Below are 18,074 nucleotides of genomic sequence, written 5' to 3'. Positions count from 1 at the left end.
CGGCGCGCCTCAGTTGTCGAATGCGGTGGCCCGGGTCTGCTTCTCCCAGGCCTCGACCTCCTCGCGGACCCGGTCGAGGTGGCCGAGGACCGCGGTGACGCCGTCGTCGCCCAGCGGCAGATGCAGCGGGGTGTGCTCGGCCGCGAGTGCCGCACGGATGACGGCGGCCGCCTTGGCGGGGTCGCCGGGCTGGCTGCCGTCGCCCGCGGCGATCATCCCCCGGGTCTCGCCGACCTTGGCGTACACGCCGCTGTCCGCGCTGATCCCGGCGTTCCCGGCCTCGAACAGGCCGGTGCGGAAGGAGCCCGGCTCGACGATCAGCACCTTGATGCCGAAGTCCCGGACCTCGTCCGCGAGCCCCTCGGACATGCCCTCCAGGGCGAACTTCGTGCCGCTGTACGCCGAGAAGCCCGCGAAGGACATCTGCCCGCCCATGCTGCTCATCTGCACGATGGCGCCCGAACGCCGCTCCCGCATGGACGGCAGCACCGCGCGCGTCAGCGCGGCCGGGCCGAAGACGTGCACGTCGAACAGCGCGCGCAGTTCGTCCTCGCCGGTCTCCTCCAGGGCGCCCACGTGCGTGCGGCCCGCGTTGTTGACGAGCACGTCGATCCGCCCGTGCCGCGCCAGCACGTCCCGTACGGCGTCCCCGGCGGCGGTCGTGTCGGCGACGTCCAGGCGCAGCGCCTCCATCTGGTCCGGCTGCGCGGCCACGAGGTCGTCCAGCGCCTCGGGGCGCCGGGCCGCGCCGACCACGACGTCGCCGTCGGCCAGGGCCGCCTCGGCGATCGCCCGCCCGAAGCCGCTGCTCGCCCCGGTGATCAGCCACACCTTGTTCATCCCGACTCCCTCGGTTCCCTCGGTTTCCTTTGTTCCGACGCCAACCACCCTCGCCCGCAAGCCGGTTGCCGGTCCAAGACCCGCGGTGATAGCCAATGGGCATGACGACGGACGTGCATGTGCGGGAGCTGCGCTACTTCGCGACGGTGGCCGAGGAGCTGCACTTCACGCGGGCGGCCGAGCTTCTGTACGTGTCACAGCCCGCGCTGAGCAAGCAGATCCGGGCCCTGGAACGGCAGCTGGGCGCCGAGCTGTTCCACCGCGGTCCGCGGGGCGTGACCCTCACCGAGGCGGGCACGGCCCTGCTGCCGCACGCCCGGCGTGTGCTGGCCGACTGGACCGAGGGCGCGGCGGCGGTGGAGGCGGCCCGTGCGGCCCGGCGCGGCACCCTGGTCGTCGGCATGAGCACCAGCCCCGGCCGCGGCGGTCTGCTCCCGGCGATCCGCTCCCGCTTCACCGCGGCCCACCCGGAGGCGGTCCTGCGGCTGCGGCAGATGAGCTGGGAGGACCCGACCGCGGGCCTGGCCGACGGCACGGCCGACGTCGCGTACGTCTGGCTGCCGCTGCCCGACGCCGAGCGCTACGCCTGGACGGTGGTCGCCGAGGAGCCCCGCCTGGTCGCCCTCCCCGACTCCCACCCCCTCGCCGCCCGGGAGGAGATCGACTTCGCCGACCTGGCCGACGAGCCGTTCCTCGCCCTGCCCCCGGAGGCGGGGGTGCTGCGCGACTTCTGGCTGGCGCTGGACGAACGGCGCGCCCTCGACGGCCCCGCCGCCCGCCCGCCGCGCGTCGGCGCCGAGATCTCCGGCACGGAGGAGACGTACGAGGCCCTGGTCGCCGGGCTCGGCATCTGCCTGGTGGCCACGGGCAACGCCCCGCTGATCACCCTGGGCGGCGTCACCACCCGCCCGGTCCGCGGCCTGTCCCCCAGCCGCTACGCGCTGGCGCGGCGCCGCGAGGACGAGGGGCGGGCACTGGTGCGCGGGTACGTGGCGGCGTGCCGCAGGGTGACGGACCGGGCGTGACACTCCCTCAGGACGGCTGAGCGGGCGTCGAACGGCCCTCAGCCGCTGTGCACATGGGCCCGCACCCCCTGCAGTCCGAACAGGACGAGGAGTTCGACCGCGCCGCCGTCGGCGCTGCCCAGCCAGTGCGGCAGGGACGTGTCGAACTCGGCCGCCTCACCGGGCGACAGCGTCAGGTCGCGCTCGCCGACCAGCAACCGCAGACGGCCGCTGAGCACGTACAGCCACTCGGAGCCCTCGTGGGTCTGCGGGGTCGGTTCGAGCGGCGCCGGGCGGCTCGGGATGATCATTTTGAAGGCCTGGGTGCCGCCCGGCCGCCGGGACAACGGCACGAAGACCATCCCGAAGCGCTTGACCGGCTTGAGGTGGATGCGCGGGTCGCCCGTGCGCGGGGCGCCGACGAGGTCGTCCAGGGGGACGTCGTAGATCCGGGCGAGCGGCAGCAGCAGCTCCAGGGTCGCGCGGCGCTGCCCGCTCTCCAGCCGGGACAGGGTGCTCTCCGACACGCCGGTCGCCGCCGAGAGGTGGGCGAGGGTGATGCCGCGCTCGCGGCGCAGCGCGCGCAGGCGTGGGCCCACGGCGTCGAGTACGTCGTCGTCCGTTCCGGCATCCATCGGGCCACCTTGCCACAACCGCAAGTTTTCGTGCCGGTTCGGGCGGGGGTGCCGAGACTGGTCGCAGCGACGGCTCGCGGTGCGTTGTCCGCGATTCGTTGCCCGCCGCCGACCGAACCCACTGAAGGAGTTCCGATGAGCGCCACCGACGCGGTCACGTTCTGGGACGGCGTGTACGCCGCCCGCCCGGCGCCCGACGCGCCACGCCCGAACGTCCGTCTGGTCGAGACGGTCACCGGCCTGCCGCCCGGCGACGCGCTCGACCTGGGGTGCGGCAGCGGCGGCGACGCGCTGTGGCTCGCCCGGCGGGGCTGGCGGGTCACGGCCGTGGACATCTCCGCTGTCGCGGCCGAGCGGCTCGCGGAACACGCCCGGACCCACGGCCTCGGCGACCGGGTCGACGCCGTACGGCACGACCTGCGCGCGTCCTTCCCCGGGGGCCGGTTCGACCTGGTCTGCGCGCACTACCTCCACACGCCCTTCGACCTGGACCGCGCGTCGGTCCTGCGCGGGGCGGCGCACGCGCTGCGCCCGGGCGGGCGGCTGCTGGTCGTCGACCACGGATCGACCGCGCCGTGGTCGTGGGACCAGGACCCCGACGCGCGCCACCCGGCCCCGGAGGAGGTCGCGGCGGACCTCGCCCTGGACCCGGCGACGTGGCGGGTCGAACGGGCCGAGGCACCGCGCCGGACCGCGACCGGCCCGGGCGGGCGCACCGCCGAGGTCGTCGACCACGTCCTGCTCGTCCGCCGCGCGGGCTGACGGGCCCCGTGCCCGCGGCCCGCCCGCCCCACACCCTCCGGAGGCCGGTCATCATGCCCACCACCCCCCGCACCCACCGCCGGGACACCCCGCCGCCCCGAACCGGCAGCGGTGAGGCCGAGACCCTGCGCGGGTTCCTCGACTACCTGCGGACCTCGATCGCCGGCAAGGTCGAGGGCGCCCCCGAACCGCAGGTCCGTACGGCAGCGGTGCCGTCCGGCACCAATCTGCTCGGGCTGCTCAACCACCTGACCCACGTCGAGCGCGCGCTCTTCCTCGGCGAGGAGGTGCGGAACTGGCCCGCGACGTTCCGGGCCGCATCCGAGGACGGCGTCGCCGAGGTCGTCGCCCGCTACCGGGAGGCCGTCGAACGCGCGAACCGCGTGCTCGACACCTGCACCGACCTCGGCGCACCGCTCCCCCGGCCGCGACCGGGCCGCCCCGCGCCCAGTGTCCGCTGGGCCCTCACCCACATGGTCGAGGAGACCGGCCGCCACGCCGGTCACGCGGACATCCTCCGCGAGCTGATCGACGGCGCCACGGGCCGCTGACGGCGTTCCCGGCCGTCCTCAGCCGACGTGCGCCGGCACGCCCCGCCCGGTGGCGGACAGGCAGGCGCCCGTCCCCGAGCACAGGGCGGCGAACCCGCGGTCCACGTAGACCGCCGGTACCCCCTTCTCCTCGACGTGCACGGACTGGACCTCGCCGAGCAGGATGATGTGGTCGCCCGCCGGGTAGCGCTCGTGGACCGTGCACTCGACGACCGCGACCGCTCCGTCGAGCACGGTCGATCCCCGCGCGGTACGGACGAACTCCCCGCCCGCGAACTTGTCCGCGGACTTGCGCGCGAAGCGCATGGCCAGGTCCGTGTGGTCCTCGCGCAGCACGCTCACCGCGAACTCGCCACAACTGTCGAACACCGGAAAGGAACGGGCCGTACGGGCCAGGCAGACCAGTGCGAGTGGCGGCTCCATCGAGACGGACACGAACGAACTGGCGGTGAAGCCGTGCGGGACTCCCCCGCGGTCATGGGCGGTGACGAGCGCCACCCCGGCCGGCACCCGGGCCATGGCGTCCCGGAGCATTCCCTGGTCGGCTGCCATCTTCGACTCCCTAGGCGAGGCAGGTGGGCAGCTGCCCACCGTTGTAGGCGACCAGCTCCGCGAAGATCTCCATGGCGTCACGCACGTGCCCGCCCAGCAGCTCCTCATGGGCCCGGTGCAGGTTCGCGACGAGGCGCTCCGCGTCCAGCAGGCCGGCGAAGGCGCCGAGGTCCGCCCGGCGCGCGGCCTCCAGCGGCGTCAGCCTGCGGTCGGCCGCCTCGGCGGCAAGGCGCTGGACCCAGCGCAGATAGTCCCGGTTGGCGTCGATCACCTCGGGTCCGGCCACCGGGCCGTGCCCGCCGACGACCACCTCGGGCTCCAGCTCCGCCAGCCGGTCGAGCGCGGCCAGCGTGCCGGCCACCGAACCGAAGAGCGCGAACGGGGTGACGCCCGACATGACGACGTCCCCCGCGAACAGCACCCGCTCCTCGGGCAGCCAGACCACCACGTCGTGATCGGTGTGCGCGGGGCCGACACAGATCAGTTCGACCCGTCGCTCGCCGACGTGCACGGTCAACCGGTCGCGGAAGGTCACGTTCGGCGGCCTCAGCTCGATCTCGCCCCAGTCGACCCGCGGCCAGAGCCCGGTGAGGGCCAGGCCGGTCGTCACCATGGCGGACCGCATGTCCTCGTGCGCGATGATCCGCGTCCCCGGCGGGAAGACCTGGTTGCCGAACGCGTGGTCGCCGTGGAAGTGGGTGTTGACCACGGTGCGGCCGGGGCCCGCGGCGAGCTTGTCGACCCACTCCGCCAGCCGCCGCGCCCTCGGGATCGTCGACAGCGTGTCGACGACGAGCGCGCCGTCGCCGCCCACCACGATGCCCGCGTTGCTGACACACCAGCCGCCGGGGGCCTGCTCGTAGGCGTAGACCCCCTCGGCGACCTCACGGACCTCGACCGTCATGACGCCGGCCCGGCGGCGGCCGCCGCGTGGCGGAGCGTGGCCCGGCTGTTGGCACCGAGGACCTCACGCAGATGGGCGCGGGCGTCCGCGACGGTTCCGCCCCGGCCCAGGACCTCCTCCACGCGGGCCGGGTCGATGGCCACGGTGTGGCGGGCGGTGACCGTGTCCTCGCCGAAGAGCCAGGCGCCGCAGTGCCCGGAGAGCAGGGCGGGCGGGACGAGCTGCTTGTACACGATGCTCTTTCCCGGGACGCAGAGCCGGATCGAACGGGTGGTGTGGGTACCGCCGTCGGTCGTCACCGTCTCCATGGTCATGTCCTGGACGGTCATGTCCTGCGTCTCGGAAGGGCCGGTACCCGCCGCCTCCTCGGTGAGCGTCACCTTCCGCACGTGCGGCAGCCGTTCCTGCCACAGGTCACTGCGCTCGATGAAGGCGTACGCCTCGTCCCCGGACGGCACCCGGAGCGTGTCCTCGAACGTGAAGACGAGCTCCTCCGGCGGTTGCCGGCGCTCCGCCAGCGTGGCGAGCGCGGCCAGCTCCTTCTCGCTGTTCGCGTCCAGCGCCTCGCGCAGTCCCGGCAGGGCGGCTTCGTCGACGGCGGCGAAGTCATGGGTCAGCACGACTTCGGTGCCGTCGCCGTCGCCCCGGAATTCCCAGCTCCCGCCCATCGAGGCGATGGGCGGCTGAGTGAGTTCCTGGCGGAACGTCACCCGCAGCGCGTCGGGGTCCAGCGTCCGACGGGATGTCCAGGTCTTCACCCGACCGCCCACGCGCGCCCAGATCCGGAAGCGTTCCGTGCCCCGGCCGCGTTCCAGGACCTGTACGTGCACGGTCGGTTCGAAGACGGCCGGCCAGTGCTCGACGCGTGCGACCAGGTCGTAGAGCCGCCGCGCCGGGGCGGTGGTCCTCAGAGTGTGGGCCACCCGGTGTTCTCCCGGCCGGCTCATGCCGCCTCGGCCAGTGCGCCGTTGACCAGGTCGAGCAGCTCTCGCGGCGTGTCGACGCGGCCGGCGACGTCATCGGGTATGGACACGCCGTACCGGCTCTCGAGTCGCGCCGCGGTCTCCATCAGGGCGAGCGAGTCGTACCCGATGGTCTCGAAGCGGACATCGAGGAAGTCGCCGGACAGGTCCGTACCGTCCGTCTCACCGGCGCACTCCACGAGGACGCGGCGCAGATCGTCGGTGGTCAGCAGGGTTGCCATTGCTGTCTCCAGTTCTCGGTGTCTTTACGGGGTCGGTGCGAAACGGCGCAGGACTACCGCCGAGTTGAAGCCCCAGCGGCCCCTGGCCAGGACCAGTGCGGTGCGCGGGGACGTGTCGCGGGGTGCGCCGAGCACCAGGTCGATGCCGTACTCCCGGGGTACGGACGTCACGCCCGAGGTCGGCGCGATCACCCCTTCGCGCAGGGACATCAGGGCGGTGACCACGTCGAGCGGGCCGCCGCCGGAGTAGAGGCGGCCCGTCGTCGTCTTCGGGACGGTGACGGGCACCCCTTCGCGGCCGAACACCTGGCCGAGCGCCCTGGCCTCCGCGGCGTCCAGTTCGGGTACGCCCGCGCCGTCCGCGAACACGACGTCGACGTCCTCGGGACCCATCCCGGCGTCGGTCAGCGCCAGCCGGATCGCGCGTTCCAGACCCGCGGGCCGTCCGGATCCGGGGGCGGGGTCGAAGGTCGAGGCGCAGCCGGCGAGTTCGCCGTACGCGTCGTGCCGGCCGCGGGCCTCGGCCGCGGCGCTGTCCTCCAGGACGAGGATGGCGCCGCCCTCGCCCGGAACGTAACCGGCCGCCCGCTCGTCGAAGGGCAGATACGCCCGGGCCGGGTCGGTGGCCGTGCTGATCCGGCCGCTCGCGATCTGCGAGACCCAGCCCCACGGGTCGAGTGCCGAGTCGACCCCGCCGGAGACCACCAGCGGCGTGCCGCGGCGGATCGTACGGCGGGCGTGGCCCAGCGCGTCCAGGCCCCCGGCCTGCTCGGCGACCAGGGCACTGCTCGGACCGCGCATACCGTGCCGGATGGAGATCTGGCCGGAGTTCACCGCGTAGAACCATGCGAAGGACTCGTACACGCTGACCGACTTGGGGCCTTCGGACCACAGCTTGCGGAACTCCCGGTGCGTGAAGTCGAATCCGCCGCAGGCGTTGGCCGTGACCACGCCCATGTCGTAGTCGGTCAGCGACTCCGGGTCGGCCTTCGCGTCCTGGAGGGCCCAGTCCGCGGCGGTCAGCGCGAGCCGGGTGGAGGGGTCCGTCTGCGGCAGCAACCGGCCGGGGATGTGGTCGGGCGCGTGGAAGTCGTCGATCTGGCCGGCGAGGGTCGCCTCGTACCGGCTCACGTCGAAGCGGGTGACCGGGCCGAGGCCGTGGCGGCCGTCCAGCACCGCCGACCAGTACGGCTCCAGGCCGAGGCCGTTGGGTGCGACGACGCCGACTCCGGTGATGAGGACGCTCATGCGACGGCCCCCGCGGTCTCGGCGTCGCGCAGCACCATCGCGCTCTGGAAGCCGCCGAAGCCGCTGCCCACGGTGAGTACGGACTTCAGCTTGCGCTCCCTGGCCTCGAGCGGGACGTAGTCGAGGTCGCACTCGGGGTCGTTCGTGCGCAGGTTCGCGGTCGGGGGCACCACGCCGTGTTCGAGGGCGAGCACGCAGGCCGCGATCTCCAGCGATCCGATCGCGCCGAGCGAGTGGCCGACCATCGACTTGATCGAGCTGACCGGAGTGCGCCGGGCGTGATCACCGAGTGCGCGCTTGTACGCCGCTGTCTCGTGGCGGTCGTTCTGCCGGGTGCCGGAGCCGTGGGCGTTGATGTAGTCGAGGTCCGTCGCGTCCGTGCGGGACTCGTCGAGGGCGACCCGGATGGCCTCGGCCATCTCGCGGCCGTCGGCTTTCAGTCCCGTCATGTGGTAGGCGTTGCAGCGCGTCGCGTACCCCGAGATCTCGGCGTGGACGCGGGCGCCGCGGGCCAGCGCGCTGTCGTAGTCCTCCAGGACGAACATCGCGGCTCCCTCGGCCAGCACGAAGCCGTCGCGCGTACCGTCGAACGGCCGCGAGGCGTGCTCCGGGTCGTCGTTGCGCGCGGTCGTGGCGCGGATCGCGTCGAAGCAGGCGACGACGATCGGGGTGATCGGGGTGTCGGCGGCTCCCGCCAGCATCACGTCGGCGCTGCCCTCCTCGATGGCCCGTACCGCGTTGCCGACGGAGTCCAGGCCCGAGGTGCAGCCGGTGGAGACCATCGCGACCGGGCCCTCGGCGCCGACCGCCCAGGCGACTTCGGCCGGCATGACGCTGGGTACCAGGTAGTCGAACATGTGCCGGGACAGCCAGGCCGCGTCGACCTCCCAGTCACGGCCGGAGTCCGACAGCAGCAGATACTCGCGCTCCAGGCTGGTCGCCGCGGCCACCGCGCTGCCCAGACTGACCCCGACCCGGGCGGGGTCGAGGGTGTCCAGGTCGAGCCCGCTGGCGGCGAGGGCCTCCCGGGCACAGGCCACGGCGAACTGCGAGGCCCGGTCCATCCGGTCGAGCTCCCGCGGGCCGAAGCCCTCGGCGACCGGGTCGAAGTCGGCTTCCGCCGCGACCTGCGAACGGTAGGGCGAGGGGTCGAAGAACGAGATCCGGCGCGTCGCCGTCCGCCCCGAAGTGAGCAGTTCCCAGAACTGCCGGGTGCCATTCCCGCCGGGGGCGCGGACGCCGACGCCCGTGATGACGACTCTGCGCTTCAATCCGAACAGCTCCTTCGATGGGTTCGTCCGGTGGTCGTCGTCATCGTCGGCCCCGTGGCTCGAAGGAGCCTCGAAGGCCGATACGGGACCCCTCGACGCCGGATCCACCGTCGCCGCGTCCAGCGGCACCCCACCTCCCTTCGACCGCCGCTCGAGCCGGGCGGCCAAAGCTGAGCGGTCGAGGAACCACGAGGCAGGGAGAGGAACACATGGCCACGCAGGACTCCGAAGTCGCACAAGTCGCGCTGGTGACAGGTGCAACCAGCGGAATCGGGCTGGAGATCGCCCGCAGACTCGGTAAGGAGGGGTTGCGCGTCTTCGTCTGCGCGCGCGGCGAAGAGGGACTGCGGACGACGCTGAAGGAGTTGCGGGAGGCGGGCGTGGAGGCGGACGGCCGGACCTGCGACGTCCGCTCGGTCCCGGAGATCGAGGCTCTCGTGGCGGCGGTGGTCGAGCGTTACGGTCCGGTCGACGTGCTGGTGAACAACGCGGGCCGGCCCGGCGGCGGCGCGACGGCCGAGCTCACCGACGAACTCTGGCTCGATGTCGTGGAGACCAACCTCACCGGCGTGTTCCGGGTGACCCGGCAGGTCCTCAAGGCGGGCGGCATGCTCGAACGGGGGACGGGCCGGATCGTCAACATCGCCTCGACCGGCGGAAAGCAGGGTGTGGTGCACGCCGCCCCCTACTCCGCCTCGAAGCACGGGGTGGTCGGTTTCACCAAGGCGCTCGGTCTCGAACTGGCGAGGACCGGCATCACGGTGAACGCCGTATGCCCCGGATTCGTCGAGACGCCGATGGCCGCGTCCGTGCGCGAGCACTACTCGGGCATCTGGGAGGTGTCGACCGAGGAGGCCTTCGACCGGATCACCGCGCGGGTGCCGATCGGCCGGTATGTGCAGCCGTCCGAGGTGGCGGAGATGGTGGCGTACCTGATCGGGCCCGGTGCGGCCGCGGTCACCGCGCAGGCGCTGAACGTCTGCGGCGGGCTGGGGAACTACTGACGTCGGCCGGTCCGTGAACGCGGTGGAGCCCCTCGCAGCCTGCGAGGGGCTCCACCGCGTTCACGGACCGATGGCTACACGAGCACCTGCTCGCCGTTGAGAATTTCCATGTGCATACGCTGGATTTCCGGCGTCGGATCCACCCCCAGTTCGTCGGACAGAATCCGCCGGAGATTCCGATACGATTCCAGCGCCTCGGCACGCCGGCCCATCTGGCAGAGCGCACCCATCAGTTTGGCGTGCAGGGTCTCGTTCAGCGGATGCGAAATTACCAGGGACCGGAGTTCCGGAATCATCGGCCCTATTCTGCCCAGCCGCCAATTCGCGTCGATACGGAGCTGCATTCCAAAAAGCCGCAGCTCTTCCAGGTGTGCGATGTTGCTTTCGAGTACCCGGCCGCACGGTACGGTGGACAGCGCCGGGCCTCGCCAGAGATCCAGTCCCGCGTCCAAGGAGGCGAGTGCCTCTTCCAGCCGGTTCTCCTCGAGCAGCCGGCCGCCGGCCCGGATCAGGCGTTCGGCGACCGCGACATCGAGTTCGTCCTCGTCGATCAGGGCGAAGTAACCGGGCGGCTGGGTCAGGACCAACTCCCGTTCGTCACTCGTCACCCGTTGCTCCTCGAGCAGCCGGCGGGTGTGGTAGACGTACGTCTGCAGCGTCGTCATGGCGCTGCGGGGCGGGTCGTCCGCCCACAACTCCTCGATGAGCACCCCCGCCCCCACCACCTCGTGCCGCCTGAGGAGCAGCAGCACGAGGAGCTGGGTCGCCTTCGAGGATTTAAGCGGAATCACGCACCCCGCATCGGTGATTACATGAACACGTCCCAGTAAGTTGAATCTCATCTGCGCCCCCGTCGAGATTCTCCATCTCCTGGGGGCGACAATAACAGGCCCGCTCAACAGATTTCAATGTGCTCGCCGTCACAAGCGAAAACCTATTGATCAAAAATTAATCAGTGCAGCGAGCCGCACTGATTAATTTTTACTGGATTTTACCGAGAGGCAGGAGCCGATGCCTCCGAATTAATAGAATCAGGCATTCCTGATACGGCTCCGTCCTCGGAAGGGTCCTCGCGTCGGGAGAGCCGGTGCGGCCACCACATCCACCGGCCGACATCGAGAGTGAGCGCGGTGACCAGGACCGATCGCACGATCATGGTGTCGAGCAGGACGCCCACCGCGACCGTGAAACCCAGCTCGGCGATGAAGACCAGCGGCAGCGTGGCCAGCGCGGCGAAGGTCCCGGCCAGCACCAGCCCGGCCGCGGTGATCACGCCGCCGGTCGAGGTGAGGCCCTTGAGCGCGCCCTGCCGGGTGCCGAGCCGGTCGCTCTCCTCCTTGATGCGGGTGACGAGGAAGATGTTGTAGTCGACGCCCAGGGCGACCAGGAAGACGAAGACCCACAGGGGGAAGGCCGAATCGGCTCCCGCGAAGTCGAAGACGTGGTTGAAGAAGAGCGCGGCGAGGCCGAGCGCCGTGAAGAAGGACAACACCACGCTCGCGATCAGCAGCAGCGGCGCCACCAGTGCTCGCAGCAGCAGCGCGAGGATGCAGAACACCACGGCGAGGATCACCGGAATGATCAGACCGCGGTCGCGGCTGGACGCCTCCCGCATGTCGTGCACGACGGCGCTGCTGCCGCCCACCCGTGCCTCCGCACCGTCCAGCCGGGCGAGGGTCTCGCGGGCCGCGGTGACCGCACCCATGGCCGCCGGCGAGTCCGCCCCGGCGCTGAGCGTCGCCTCGACGTAGGCGAGGCCGTCCTTCACCTGTGGGCGCGCGACCTCGATGACGCCGGGCACGGTCTCCAGTGCGGCGTGCACCTCGTCCGCCGCGGAGCCCTTGGCGATGACGACCATGGGTTCACCGGAGCCGGCCGGGAAGTGCCGGGTCAGGATCTCCTCGCCCACCACCGACTCCGGCTTGGTCCTGAATCCGTCCTTCTGCTGGAGGCCGTCGGCGTTCAGGGTGACGGCCAGCGTGGCCACCGCCCCCAGCACCAGGCCGGTGCTGACCCAGACGGCACGCGGACGGCGGGACACCAGCCGGGCGATCCGCGACCACAGGCCCCGGGTGACATCGGGCTCCGTACCGTGCTTCGGCCGGGCCGGCCAGAAGACCCAGCGTCCGAAGATCACCAGCAGAGCGGGCAGCAACGTCATCATCGACAGCAGGCCGACCAGCACGCCGACGGCGCAGACCGGGCCGAGACCCTTGGTGGAGTTCAGAGCGGCCAGCAGCAGGACGAGCATGCTGACGGCGACGGTGGCGGCGCTGGCCACGATGGCGGGCCCGGCCCGGCGCAGCGCCACGGCCATGGCCTCGTGCCGGTCCTCGTGCCGCCGCAGCTCCTCTCGGTAGCGGGCGACGAGCAGCAGCGCGTAGTCGGTGGCCGCGCCGAGCACCAGGACCGTGAGGATCATCGCCGTCTGGGCGTTGACCGTGAGTCCCGCGTTCTTGGCCAGCAGGTAGACGATGGCCTGCGAGATGACCAGGGACATGCCCGCGGAGATCATCGGCAGCAGCCAGAGCAGTGGACTGCGGTAGGTGACGACGAGGATCGTCACGACGATGAGGAGGGTGACCAGCGTGAGTTTGAAGTCGGCGCTGCTGAAGGACTCGGCGGAGTCGGCGGCATAGCCGGTCGGGCCCGTGACGTGGACGCCGAGACCGTCCGGGGCGCTCGGCCGCGCGATCGCCCGCATGTCTTTCGCGGCCGCGTTGAGCCCCTCCCAGCCGTCCTTGCCGAGGTGGACGTTGACGACGGTGCGCAGGGCCTTGCCGTCGTCCGAGCGCACCGGACCGTAGGGCTCGCCCACCACGCCGGTGCCGTCAGCGAAGTGCACGGCGTCGGCCCGGGCCTTCGCCTCGTCGGCGGCCGTGATCCCGGACGGGCGGTCGTAGACGATGACGGTCGGGCTGGTGTCGGCCGGCTGGAACTTCTCGGACAGCTCGAGCACTTCGGTCGACTCCGCGTTGCCGGGGAGCCAGGCGGCGGCGTCGTTGGACTCGACGTCGCCGAGCTTCCCGGCCAGCGGCTGGAGCACGATCAGCAGACCGATCCAGGCCGCGAGCACCAGCCACTTGAGCCGGCGCCCGCCGGGCCAGGACAGCAGTGTGCGTGTCATCAGAAGCCCTCTTCCTCACGGGGCTTGGGCGGCAGCCGGAAGGCCAGCGCGAAGGAGACCGCGAGCAGTGCGATCACCACCCAGAGGGTGCGGACCATCGCGGTGCTGAAGTTCTCGGTGTGGGCCGTCCGCCAGACCCGCGCCGTGGCCTCGGCCACGGCCGGCCGGGCCTGCTGGAGGCTTCGGCAGCTGTCCGGCGTCCGTTCGGAGTCCTGCTGACTCGCCGACTCCCGCAGGCACACCCGCAGATCGGCCAGGAGCCGGTCCTGCTCGGTCGTGCTCGCCCCGGCGGCAGCGAGTTCGGCGCGGGCCCGGCTCGCGCCGTCGTCGACGCTCGCCGTGGCCTGTGAGCCGAGCAGCCCGAAGAACAGGGTCCCGAGCACCGCGACGCCCACGGTGAAGCCGAGCTGCTGGACCGCGGTGAGGACGCCGGAGGCGGTACCGGCCTCCTGCTTGTCGACGTCGGCCAGGGCGATGTCGAAGAGCAGTCCGATCATGATGCCCATGCCGAGCCCGGCCACGGCGATACCGGGGACGAGCTCCCAGCTGGTCAGCCCGCCGGCCTGGTCGCCGATCGTGAGCAGCATGATCAGCACGCCCAGTGCCAGCACCACGAGCCCGCCGTGCAGAGCCTTGCGGCCGAACTTCGATCCCAGCACCGCCCCGGTCAGGATCGCGCCGACGACGAGGAACACCGACCAGGGCGTCATGGTCAGCGCGGCCCTGGTGGGGCTGAAGCCCAGGCCGATCTGCAGATGCAGGGCGAGCAGCAGCGACATTCCGGAGACGCCGGTGAAGAACACCAGCGCCACCGCCAGTCCCGCGGCGTAGCGGGACCTGCGCAGCAGGCTGAGCTCGATGAGCGTGGCGCCGCCGCGCCTCTCCTGGCGCAGTTCGTGGGCGACGAAGCCGACGAGCACGGCCGCTCCGCCCAGCATCAGCACGAACGCCCATGCGGGCCAGCCGCGTTCGCGCCCCTGGACGAGCGGGAAGATGAGCAGGGTCAGCCCGGCCGTCACCAGCACCATGCCGACGACGTCGAACTTCGGCCGGACGGGCGCCTTGCCCTCGGGCAGCAGCAGGACCGCGCCGACGATCACGGCCGCGCCGATCGGCAGATTGATCAGGAAGACGGACCGCCAGCCCGTGCCGAACAGGTCGGCGTCGACCAGGAACCCGGCGACGATCGGGCCGAGAACGGCGCCCAGCCCGATGGCGGGTCCGAACGCGCCGAACGCCGCCGCCGTCTCCTTGGGCGGGAACATCTGCTTGATGAGACCGAGCCCCTGCGGAATCATCAGCGCGCCGAGCCCGCCCTGAAGGAAGCGCGCGGCGGTGAGCATCTCGGGGCCGGCCGCCACCGAGCACAGCACGGAGGCCAGGGTGAAGCCGACGGCGCCGACGACGAACATGCGCTTGCGGCCGTAGATGTCGCCCAGCCGGCCGCCGACCACGAGCAGGACGGCGAACGCGAGCGTGTACCCGACGGTGATCCACTGGATGACGCTGAGGCTGCCGCCCAGGTCCGCGCGGACCGCGGGCGCGGCCACGTTCATCACCGTGCCGTCGAGCAGGTCCATGATCTCGGCGCCGAGGATGACTCCCAGCGCGGCCCAACGGCGCGCGTAGGGCGGGGGTCCGGCCGCGGTTCCGTCCGGTCCGGGATCACCCTCCGGCAGTAACGCCGATGGCGGGGCCGTGGCCCTGTCCGGCTCGTCGGCTTCAACGGAACTCATGGCGTCCCCCGGGTCCTCGACTATTGGTCCATGAACGACCACCGTTCTACAATGGAACGGTGGTCGCGTCAAGAAACGGTGGCCCGTCCATGCCATACGATGAGGAGCACGTGTCGCGAAGCGAGGAAGGGAGGCCCATGCCCGAGGAGATTCCCGTGCCTCCGTGGCGCCGGCCGAAGAAGGCGCCGCCGCGCATGCCCCTGACCCAGGACCGGATCGTCGTCACGGCGCTCGGCATCCTCGACGCCGAGGGCCTCGACGCCCTGAGCATGCGGCGGCTCGCGCAGGAGCTGAAGACCGGGCACGCCTCGCTGTACGCGCACGTGGGGAACCGGGACGAGCTGCTCGACCTCGTCTTCGACATGGTGCTGACCGAGGTGGACGTCCCGGAACCGGAACCCGGCCGCTGGGCGGAGCAGGTCAAGGAGATGTGCCGGTCGCTGCGGAGGATGTTCCTGGCCCACCGGGACCTGGCACGGATCGCGATCGACCGGGTGCCGCTGGGCCCCAACGGGATCGTGGGGATGGAGCGCACCATGAACCTGCTGCGCTCCGGGGGCCTGCACGACGAACTCGCCGCCTACGGGGGCGACCTGCTGTCGACCTTCGTCACGGCGGAGGCCCTGGAGCAGTCGTCCCGCAATCCCGGAACGGAACAGGGCCGGGAGCAGGCCGGCATGTTCGCCGACCAGCTCCACGGCTACCTGAAGTCACTGCCGGCCACCAGTTTCCCGAACCTGGTCCACCTGGCCGGCCCGATCACCTCGCTCGACTCCGACCGCCGGTTCGAGCTCGGCCTCGAGATCATCATCGCCGGCCTGGTGGCCGGAGCCGGCGAGGCCGCGGGCGACCGGGTCAGGACGGCAGGATCGCCCCCCGGGGAGTCATGAACACGGCCTTCGGCGGCCCCGTGAGCCCGGGCAGCGAGCTCAGCGCCTCCCGCAGCCTTGCCGAGCGCGGGTCGGCGCCGAAGTTCTCCCGGTAGGCCTGCTCGCTCTCCCACTGGGCGTAGTTGACGACCGCGGTCCCGTCCGTGCTCGCGTGATACGTGGCCGACAGGAAGCCGGGCACCTCGCGGATCCACTCCTGCACCCCGCCGGTGGCCAGCTCCACCAGCTTGTGCTGGGTGGCGGGGCCGTCCACCGGGAAGGTGACGACCGCGACGAAGCCCACCCGGGGATCGTTGACTTCAGCCATCGTTGCTCCTCCTCAACAGCTCTCCGGCGTACAGCGCCGCCCCGGGCCCGAACTGCAGCCCGATGTGGCTGCCCGCCGCGTGCACATCACGCCACAGGCGCTGCATCGGGCTGTCCTGCGCCTGTGCCCTGGTGCCCGCCGAGGCGAACAGCCGGTCGGTCGCGGCGGTCAGCAGCTCGGCCGCCAGGGCGCAGTCCCGCGCCCCGCGGCCGACCAGTTCGCCGGTCACCGAGCCGGCGTCGGCGACCGCAGCGACCCGCTCCAGCAGCAGCTGGGCCGCGTCGATCTCGCCGGTGGCCCGGGCCAGCGTGTGCTCGTACACCACCCGGTCCTGGGACGAGACGGCGTTCTGCCCGGTCGGCCCGGCCAGTTTCCCGGCCGTCCACGAGGTCCACACGGCCGCGGCCCCGCGGGCCGCGCCGAGCATCGGCAGCGCGAAGGCCAGCCCGTTGACCGCCCGCATGGGCACGGTGTGACAGATCGCCTCGGCCTCCGGAACGAGACCGGCCGCGATGGCCGCACGGGTGCAGGCCCGCGCGTCGGGCACGAACACCCCGTCGAGGACGAGCGTGTTGCTGCCCGTTCCGCGCATACCCATCGGGTACCAGCTGTCGACGATCCCGTACGCCTCTCGCGGCACCGCGAAGAACCACGGCTCGTCGCCCGCCTTGGCGCAGATCAGCGCCCAGTCGGAGTGATCCACGACGCTGACGAACGGCCAGGTGCCCGTTACGTGCCAGCCGCCCGGCCTCCTCTCGGCCCGGCCCAGCGGCATCAGGGCGCCGACGATCAGGGCGTCGGGGCCGTCGGACCACAGCTCGGCCCGGCCCTCGTCCGGCAGGTAGGCGGCCATCCGGCCGAGGCTCGCGGTGAGCGAGGCGTACCAGGCGGTCGAGGCACAGGCCTCGCCCAGCACCGCGACAGGCTCCACCAGCTCCCCGAACGTCGCGGCGCGGCCGCCGTGCGCCGCCGGAACGAAGTGGGCGGCGAAGCCGGCTTGAAGGACCGCGCCGACGACGTCGGTACCCAGTCGGCGCCGCTGCTCGGCGTCGGCCGCCCGCTTCCCGGCGAGTTCGGCTATCCGGTGGGCGTGTGCCGTCAGGGACGGCCGTTCCTGGGTCATCGTGTCCTCGCTCATGCCGGATCCCTCGGGCTCCAGCCGGTCTTGGCCAGCCACTGGTCGAGGGTGAGCAGCTGCGGGAACCGGGCGCGCAGCGTGGGGATGTCGGCGTGATAGCCGATGCCGTTGAGCCAGGTGTACGAGATCGCCTGCCACTCGAATCCCGTGCGGTGCAGCTCCGGTATCGGCACCGACACGAAGCGGGCGGGCAGCCCGGTGTGCCGGCCGAACGCGGCCGCGATCTGCTCGCCGGTCAGCTCGTCCCCGGCCAGCTCGATCTTGGCGCCGCCGAAAGTGTCGGGGTCGTCGAAGGCGTCGGCCGCGAAGTACCCGATGTCGGGGCCGCTGATCATCTGCAGGGTGCTGTCCGGTCCGAGGCCGCGCCGGAAGGTCAGCACGCCGTCCTCCATGACGAGGGGCGACATGTCGTGGTTCAGGTTCTCCATGAAGTACGACGGCCGCAGAAAGGTGAATTGGAGCGCGTTCTCCTGGATCCGCTGCTCGATCGCGAGCTTGGACAGCCGCCAGTTCACGCCCTCCGGCCGTTCCGCGCCGCCCACGGAGCTGTGGACGTAGTGCTGGACGCCCAGGTCGCGGGCGGCGTCGGCGCAGATCTTGCCCTGCCGCTCCTCGCCCGCCACGCCCGCCGGTGTCATCGGCGTCTGGATGCTGAACACGCCGTAGGCGCCCTTCATCGCGGCGCGCACCGACTCGGCGTCCTCCAGGTCGCCGGTGTGCAGGCTCGCGCCCAGTTCACGCAGCTCCTTGGCCTTGGGCGCGCCGGGGTCCCGGACGAAGGCCCGGACGGTCCAGCCGCGTTCCAGCAGGTACCGGGCCGCGGAGCCGCCTTGCTTGCCGGTGGCGCCGAGGACCAGTACGGGCTTGTTCTCATCGGGCATCGCAGTGCCTTTCGTTGGTC

The 18,074-nt window shown here is 71.9% G+C and carries 19 protein-coding genes; 5 read left to right on the top strand and 14 right to left on the bottom strand.

Features of this window, described 5'->3' with window-relative positions; genetic code table 11:
* Positions 1 to 9 precede the first annotated feature (9 nt).
* Positions 10 to 840 (bottom strand): oxidoreductase, encoded by an 831-nt coding sequence (locus ACFYZ3_RS08340; protein WP_388514752.1) that lies wholly within the window; start codon positions 838 to 840, stop codon positions 10 to 12.
* 95 nt (positions 841 to 935) lie between these two features.
* Here ACFYZ3_RS08340 and ACFYZ3_RS08335 point away from each other — a divergent pair, with 95 nt between their 5' ends.
* On the top strand, positions 936 to 1,865 hold the full coding sequence (locus ACFYZ3_RS08335) for a LysR substrate-binding domain-containing protein (RefSeq protein WP_388514750.1): 930 nt from the start codon (positions 936 to 938) through the stop codon (positions 1,863 to 1,865).
* Between the two features lie 38 nt (positions 1,866 to 1,903).
* On the opposite strand, the gene ACFYZ3_RS08330 is transcribed toward ACFYZ3_RS08335, so the two are convergent.
* Positions 1,904 to 2,479, bottom strand: a complete 576-nt coding sequence (locus ACFYZ3_RS08330; RefSeq protein ID WP_388514748.1) for a helix-turn-helix domain-containing protein — start codon at positions 2,477 to 2,479, stop codon at positions 1,904 to 1,906.
* 135 nt (positions 2,480 to 2,614) lie between these two features.
* Here ACFYZ3_RS08330 and ACFYZ3_RS08325 point away from each other — a divergent pair, with 135 nt between their 5' ends.
* Both ACFYZ3_RS08325 and ACFYZ3_RS08320 read left to right on the top strand, forming a co-directional pair.
* Positions 2,615 to 3,241, top strand: a complete 627-nt coding sequence (locus ACFYZ3_RS08325; RefSeq protein ID WP_388514746.1) for a class I SAM-dependent methyltransferase — start codon at positions 2,615 to 2,617, stop codon at positions 3,239 to 3,241.
* Between the two features lie 53 nt (positions 3,242 to 3,294).
* The gene (locus ACFYZ3_RS08320) at positions 3,295 to 3,792 is read left to right on the top strand and encodes a DinB family protein (protein WP_388514745.1); all 498 of its coding nucleotides are present in this window, start codon (positions 3,295 to 3,297) and stop codon (positions 3,790 to 3,792) included.
* 18 nt (positions 3,793 to 3,810) lie between these two features.
* Here ACFYZ3_RS08320 and actVB read toward each other — a convergent pair whose 3' ends face one another.
* From actVB to ACFYZ3_RS08290, 6 genes are read right to left on the bottom strand one after another with little or no spacing between them, the layout of a single operon-like run.
* Positions 3,811 to 4,344: an actinorhodin polyketide dimerase ActVB gene (actVB, locus tag ACFYZ3_RS08315; RefSeq protein ID WP_388514744.1), complete on the bottom strand. Its 534-nt coding sequence runs from the start codon at positions 4,342 to 4,344 to the stop codon at positions 3,811 to 3,813.
* Between the two features lie 10 nt (positions 4,345 to 4,354).
* Complete coding sequence (locus ACFYZ3_RS08310; RefSeq protein WP_388514743.1) at positions 4,355 to 5,248, bottom strand: MBL fold metallo-hydrolase; 894 nt, start codon at positions 5,246 to 5,248, stop codon at positions 4,355 to 4,357.
* Positions 5,245 to 6,195 (bottom strand): SRPBCC family protein, encoded by a 951-nt coding sequence (locus ACFYZ3_RS08305; protein WP_388514741.1) that lies wholly within the window; start codon positions 6,193 to 6,195, stop codon positions 5,245 to 5,247. Before ACFYZ3_RS08305 ends, ACFYZ3_RS08310 begins: the two co-directional genes overlap by 4 nt.
* The gene (locus ACFYZ3_RS08300; protein ID WP_361003820.1) at positions 6,192 to 6,452 is read right to left on the bottom strand and encodes an acyl carrier protein; all 261 of its coding nucleotides are present in this window, start codon (positions 6,450 to 6,452) and stop codon (positions 6,192 to 6,194) included. Before ACFYZ3_RS08300 ends, ACFYZ3_RS08305 begins: the two co-directional genes overlap by 4 nt.
* Positions 6,453 to 6,476: 24 nt before the next feature.
* Positions 6,477 to 7,700 (bottom strand): ketosynthase chain-length factor, encoded by a 1,224-nt coding sequence (locus tag ACFYZ3_RS08295; RefSeq protein WP_388514739.1) that lies wholly within the window; start codon positions 7,698 to 7,700, stop codon positions 6,477 to 6,479.
* Positions 7,697 to 9,100: a beta-ketoacyl-[acyl-carrier-protein] synthase family protein gene (locus ACFYZ3_RS08290; RefSeq protein WP_388514738.1), complete on the bottom strand. Its 1,404-nt coding sequence runs from the start codon at positions 9,098 to 9,100 to the stop codon at positions 7,697 to 7,699. Before ACFYZ3_RS08290 ends, ACFYZ3_RS08295 begins: the two co-directional genes overlap by 4 nt.
* Before the next feature lie 80 nt (positions 9,101 to 9,180).
* Between ACFYZ3_RS08290 and ACFYZ3_RS08285 the strand changes: the two genes are divergently transcribed.
* On the top strand, positions 9,181 to 9,975 hold the full coding sequence (locus tag ACFYZ3_RS08285) for a 3-oxoacyl-ACP reductase (protein ID WP_388514736.1): 795 nt from the start codon (positions 9,181 to 9,183) through the stop codon (positions 9,973 to 9,975).
* Between the two features lie 74 nt (positions 9,976 to 10,049).
* Here the strand turns inward: ACFYZ3_RS08285 and ACFYZ3_RS08280 are convergent, their stop codons facing one another.
* The 3 genes from ACFYZ3_RS08280 to ACFYZ3_RS08270 form a co-directional block, all read right to left on the bottom strand.
* The gene (locus tag ACFYZ3_RS08280; RefSeq protein WP_388514734.1) at positions 10,050 to 10,817 is read right to left on the bottom strand and encodes a BTAD domain-containing putative transcriptional regulator; all 768 of its coding nucleotides are present in this window, start codon (positions 10,815 to 10,817) and stop codon (positions 10,050 to 10,052) included.
* Between the two features lie 149 nt (positions 10,818 to 10,966).
* Positions 10,967 to 13,102: an MMPL family transporter gene (locus ACFYZ3_RS08275; RefSeq protein WP_388514733.1), complete on the bottom strand. Its 2,136-nt coding sequence runs from the start codon at positions 13,100 to 13,102 to the stop codon at positions 10,967 to 10,969.
* Positions 13,102 to 14,838 (bottom strand): MFS transporter, encoded by a 1,737-nt coding sequence (locus tag ACFYZ3_RS08270; protein WP_388514732.1) that lies wholly within the window; start codon positions 14,836 to 14,838, stop codon positions 13,102 to 13,104. Before ACFYZ3_RS08270 ends, ACFYZ3_RS08275 begins: the two co-directional genes overlap by 1 nt.
* Positions 14,839 to 14,948: 110 nt before the next feature.
* Between ACFYZ3_RS08270 and actII the strand changes: the two genes are divergently transcribed.
* Positions 14,949 to 15,728 carry a TetR family transcriptional regulator ActII gene (gene actII, locus ACFYZ3_RS08265; RefSeq protein ID WP_361003802.1) on the top strand — a complete coding sequence of 260 codons (780 nt, stop codon included), beginning with the start codon at positions 14,949 to 14,951 and terminating at the stop codon, positions 15,726 to 15,728.
* On the opposite strand, the gene ACFYZ3_RS08260 is transcribed toward actII, so the two are convergent.
* The 3 genes from ACFYZ3_RS08260 to ACFYZ3_RS08250 are packed head-to-tail and all read right to left on the bottom strand — an operon-like array spanning position 15,694 to position 18,054.
* Positions 15,694 to 16,035 carry an antibiotic biosynthesis monooxygenase gene (locus ACFYZ3_RS08260; protein ID WP_361003799.1) on the bottom strand — a complete coding sequence of 114 codons (342 nt, stop codon included), beginning with the start codon at positions 16,033 to 16,035 and terminating at the stop codon, positions 15,694 to 15,696. The genes actII and ACFYZ3_RS08260 overlap by 35 nt on opposite strands.
* A complete protein-coding gene (actVA, locus tag ACFYZ3_RS08255; RefSeq protein WP_388514730.1) occupies positions 16,028 to 17,173 on the bottom strand; it encodes an actinorhodin polyketide dimerase ActVA in 1,146 nt (381 codons plus the stop codon). Before actVA ends, ACFYZ3_RS08260 begins: the two co-directional genes overlap by 8 nt.
* Positions 17,170 to 18,054 (bottom strand): NmrA/HSCARG family protein, encoded by an 885-nt coding sequence (locus tag ACFYZ3_RS08250; protein WP_388514728.1) that lies wholly within the window; start codon positions 18,052 to 18,054, stop codon positions 17,170 to 17,172. The genes actVA and ACFYZ3_RS08250 overlap by 4 nt, the downstream gene beginning before the upstream one ends.
* Positions 18,055 to 18,074: the final 20 nt, after the last annotated feature.

It is taken from the genome of Streptomyces sp. NPDC001599 (assembly GCF_042893535.1).
Classification (GTDB): domain Bacteria; phylum Actinomycetota; class Actinomycetes; order Streptomycetales; family Streptomycetaceae; genus Streptomyces.
The sequence above is the reverse complement of the archived record's forward strand: the minus strand, read 5'-3'. Positions and strand labels throughout refer to the sequence as shown.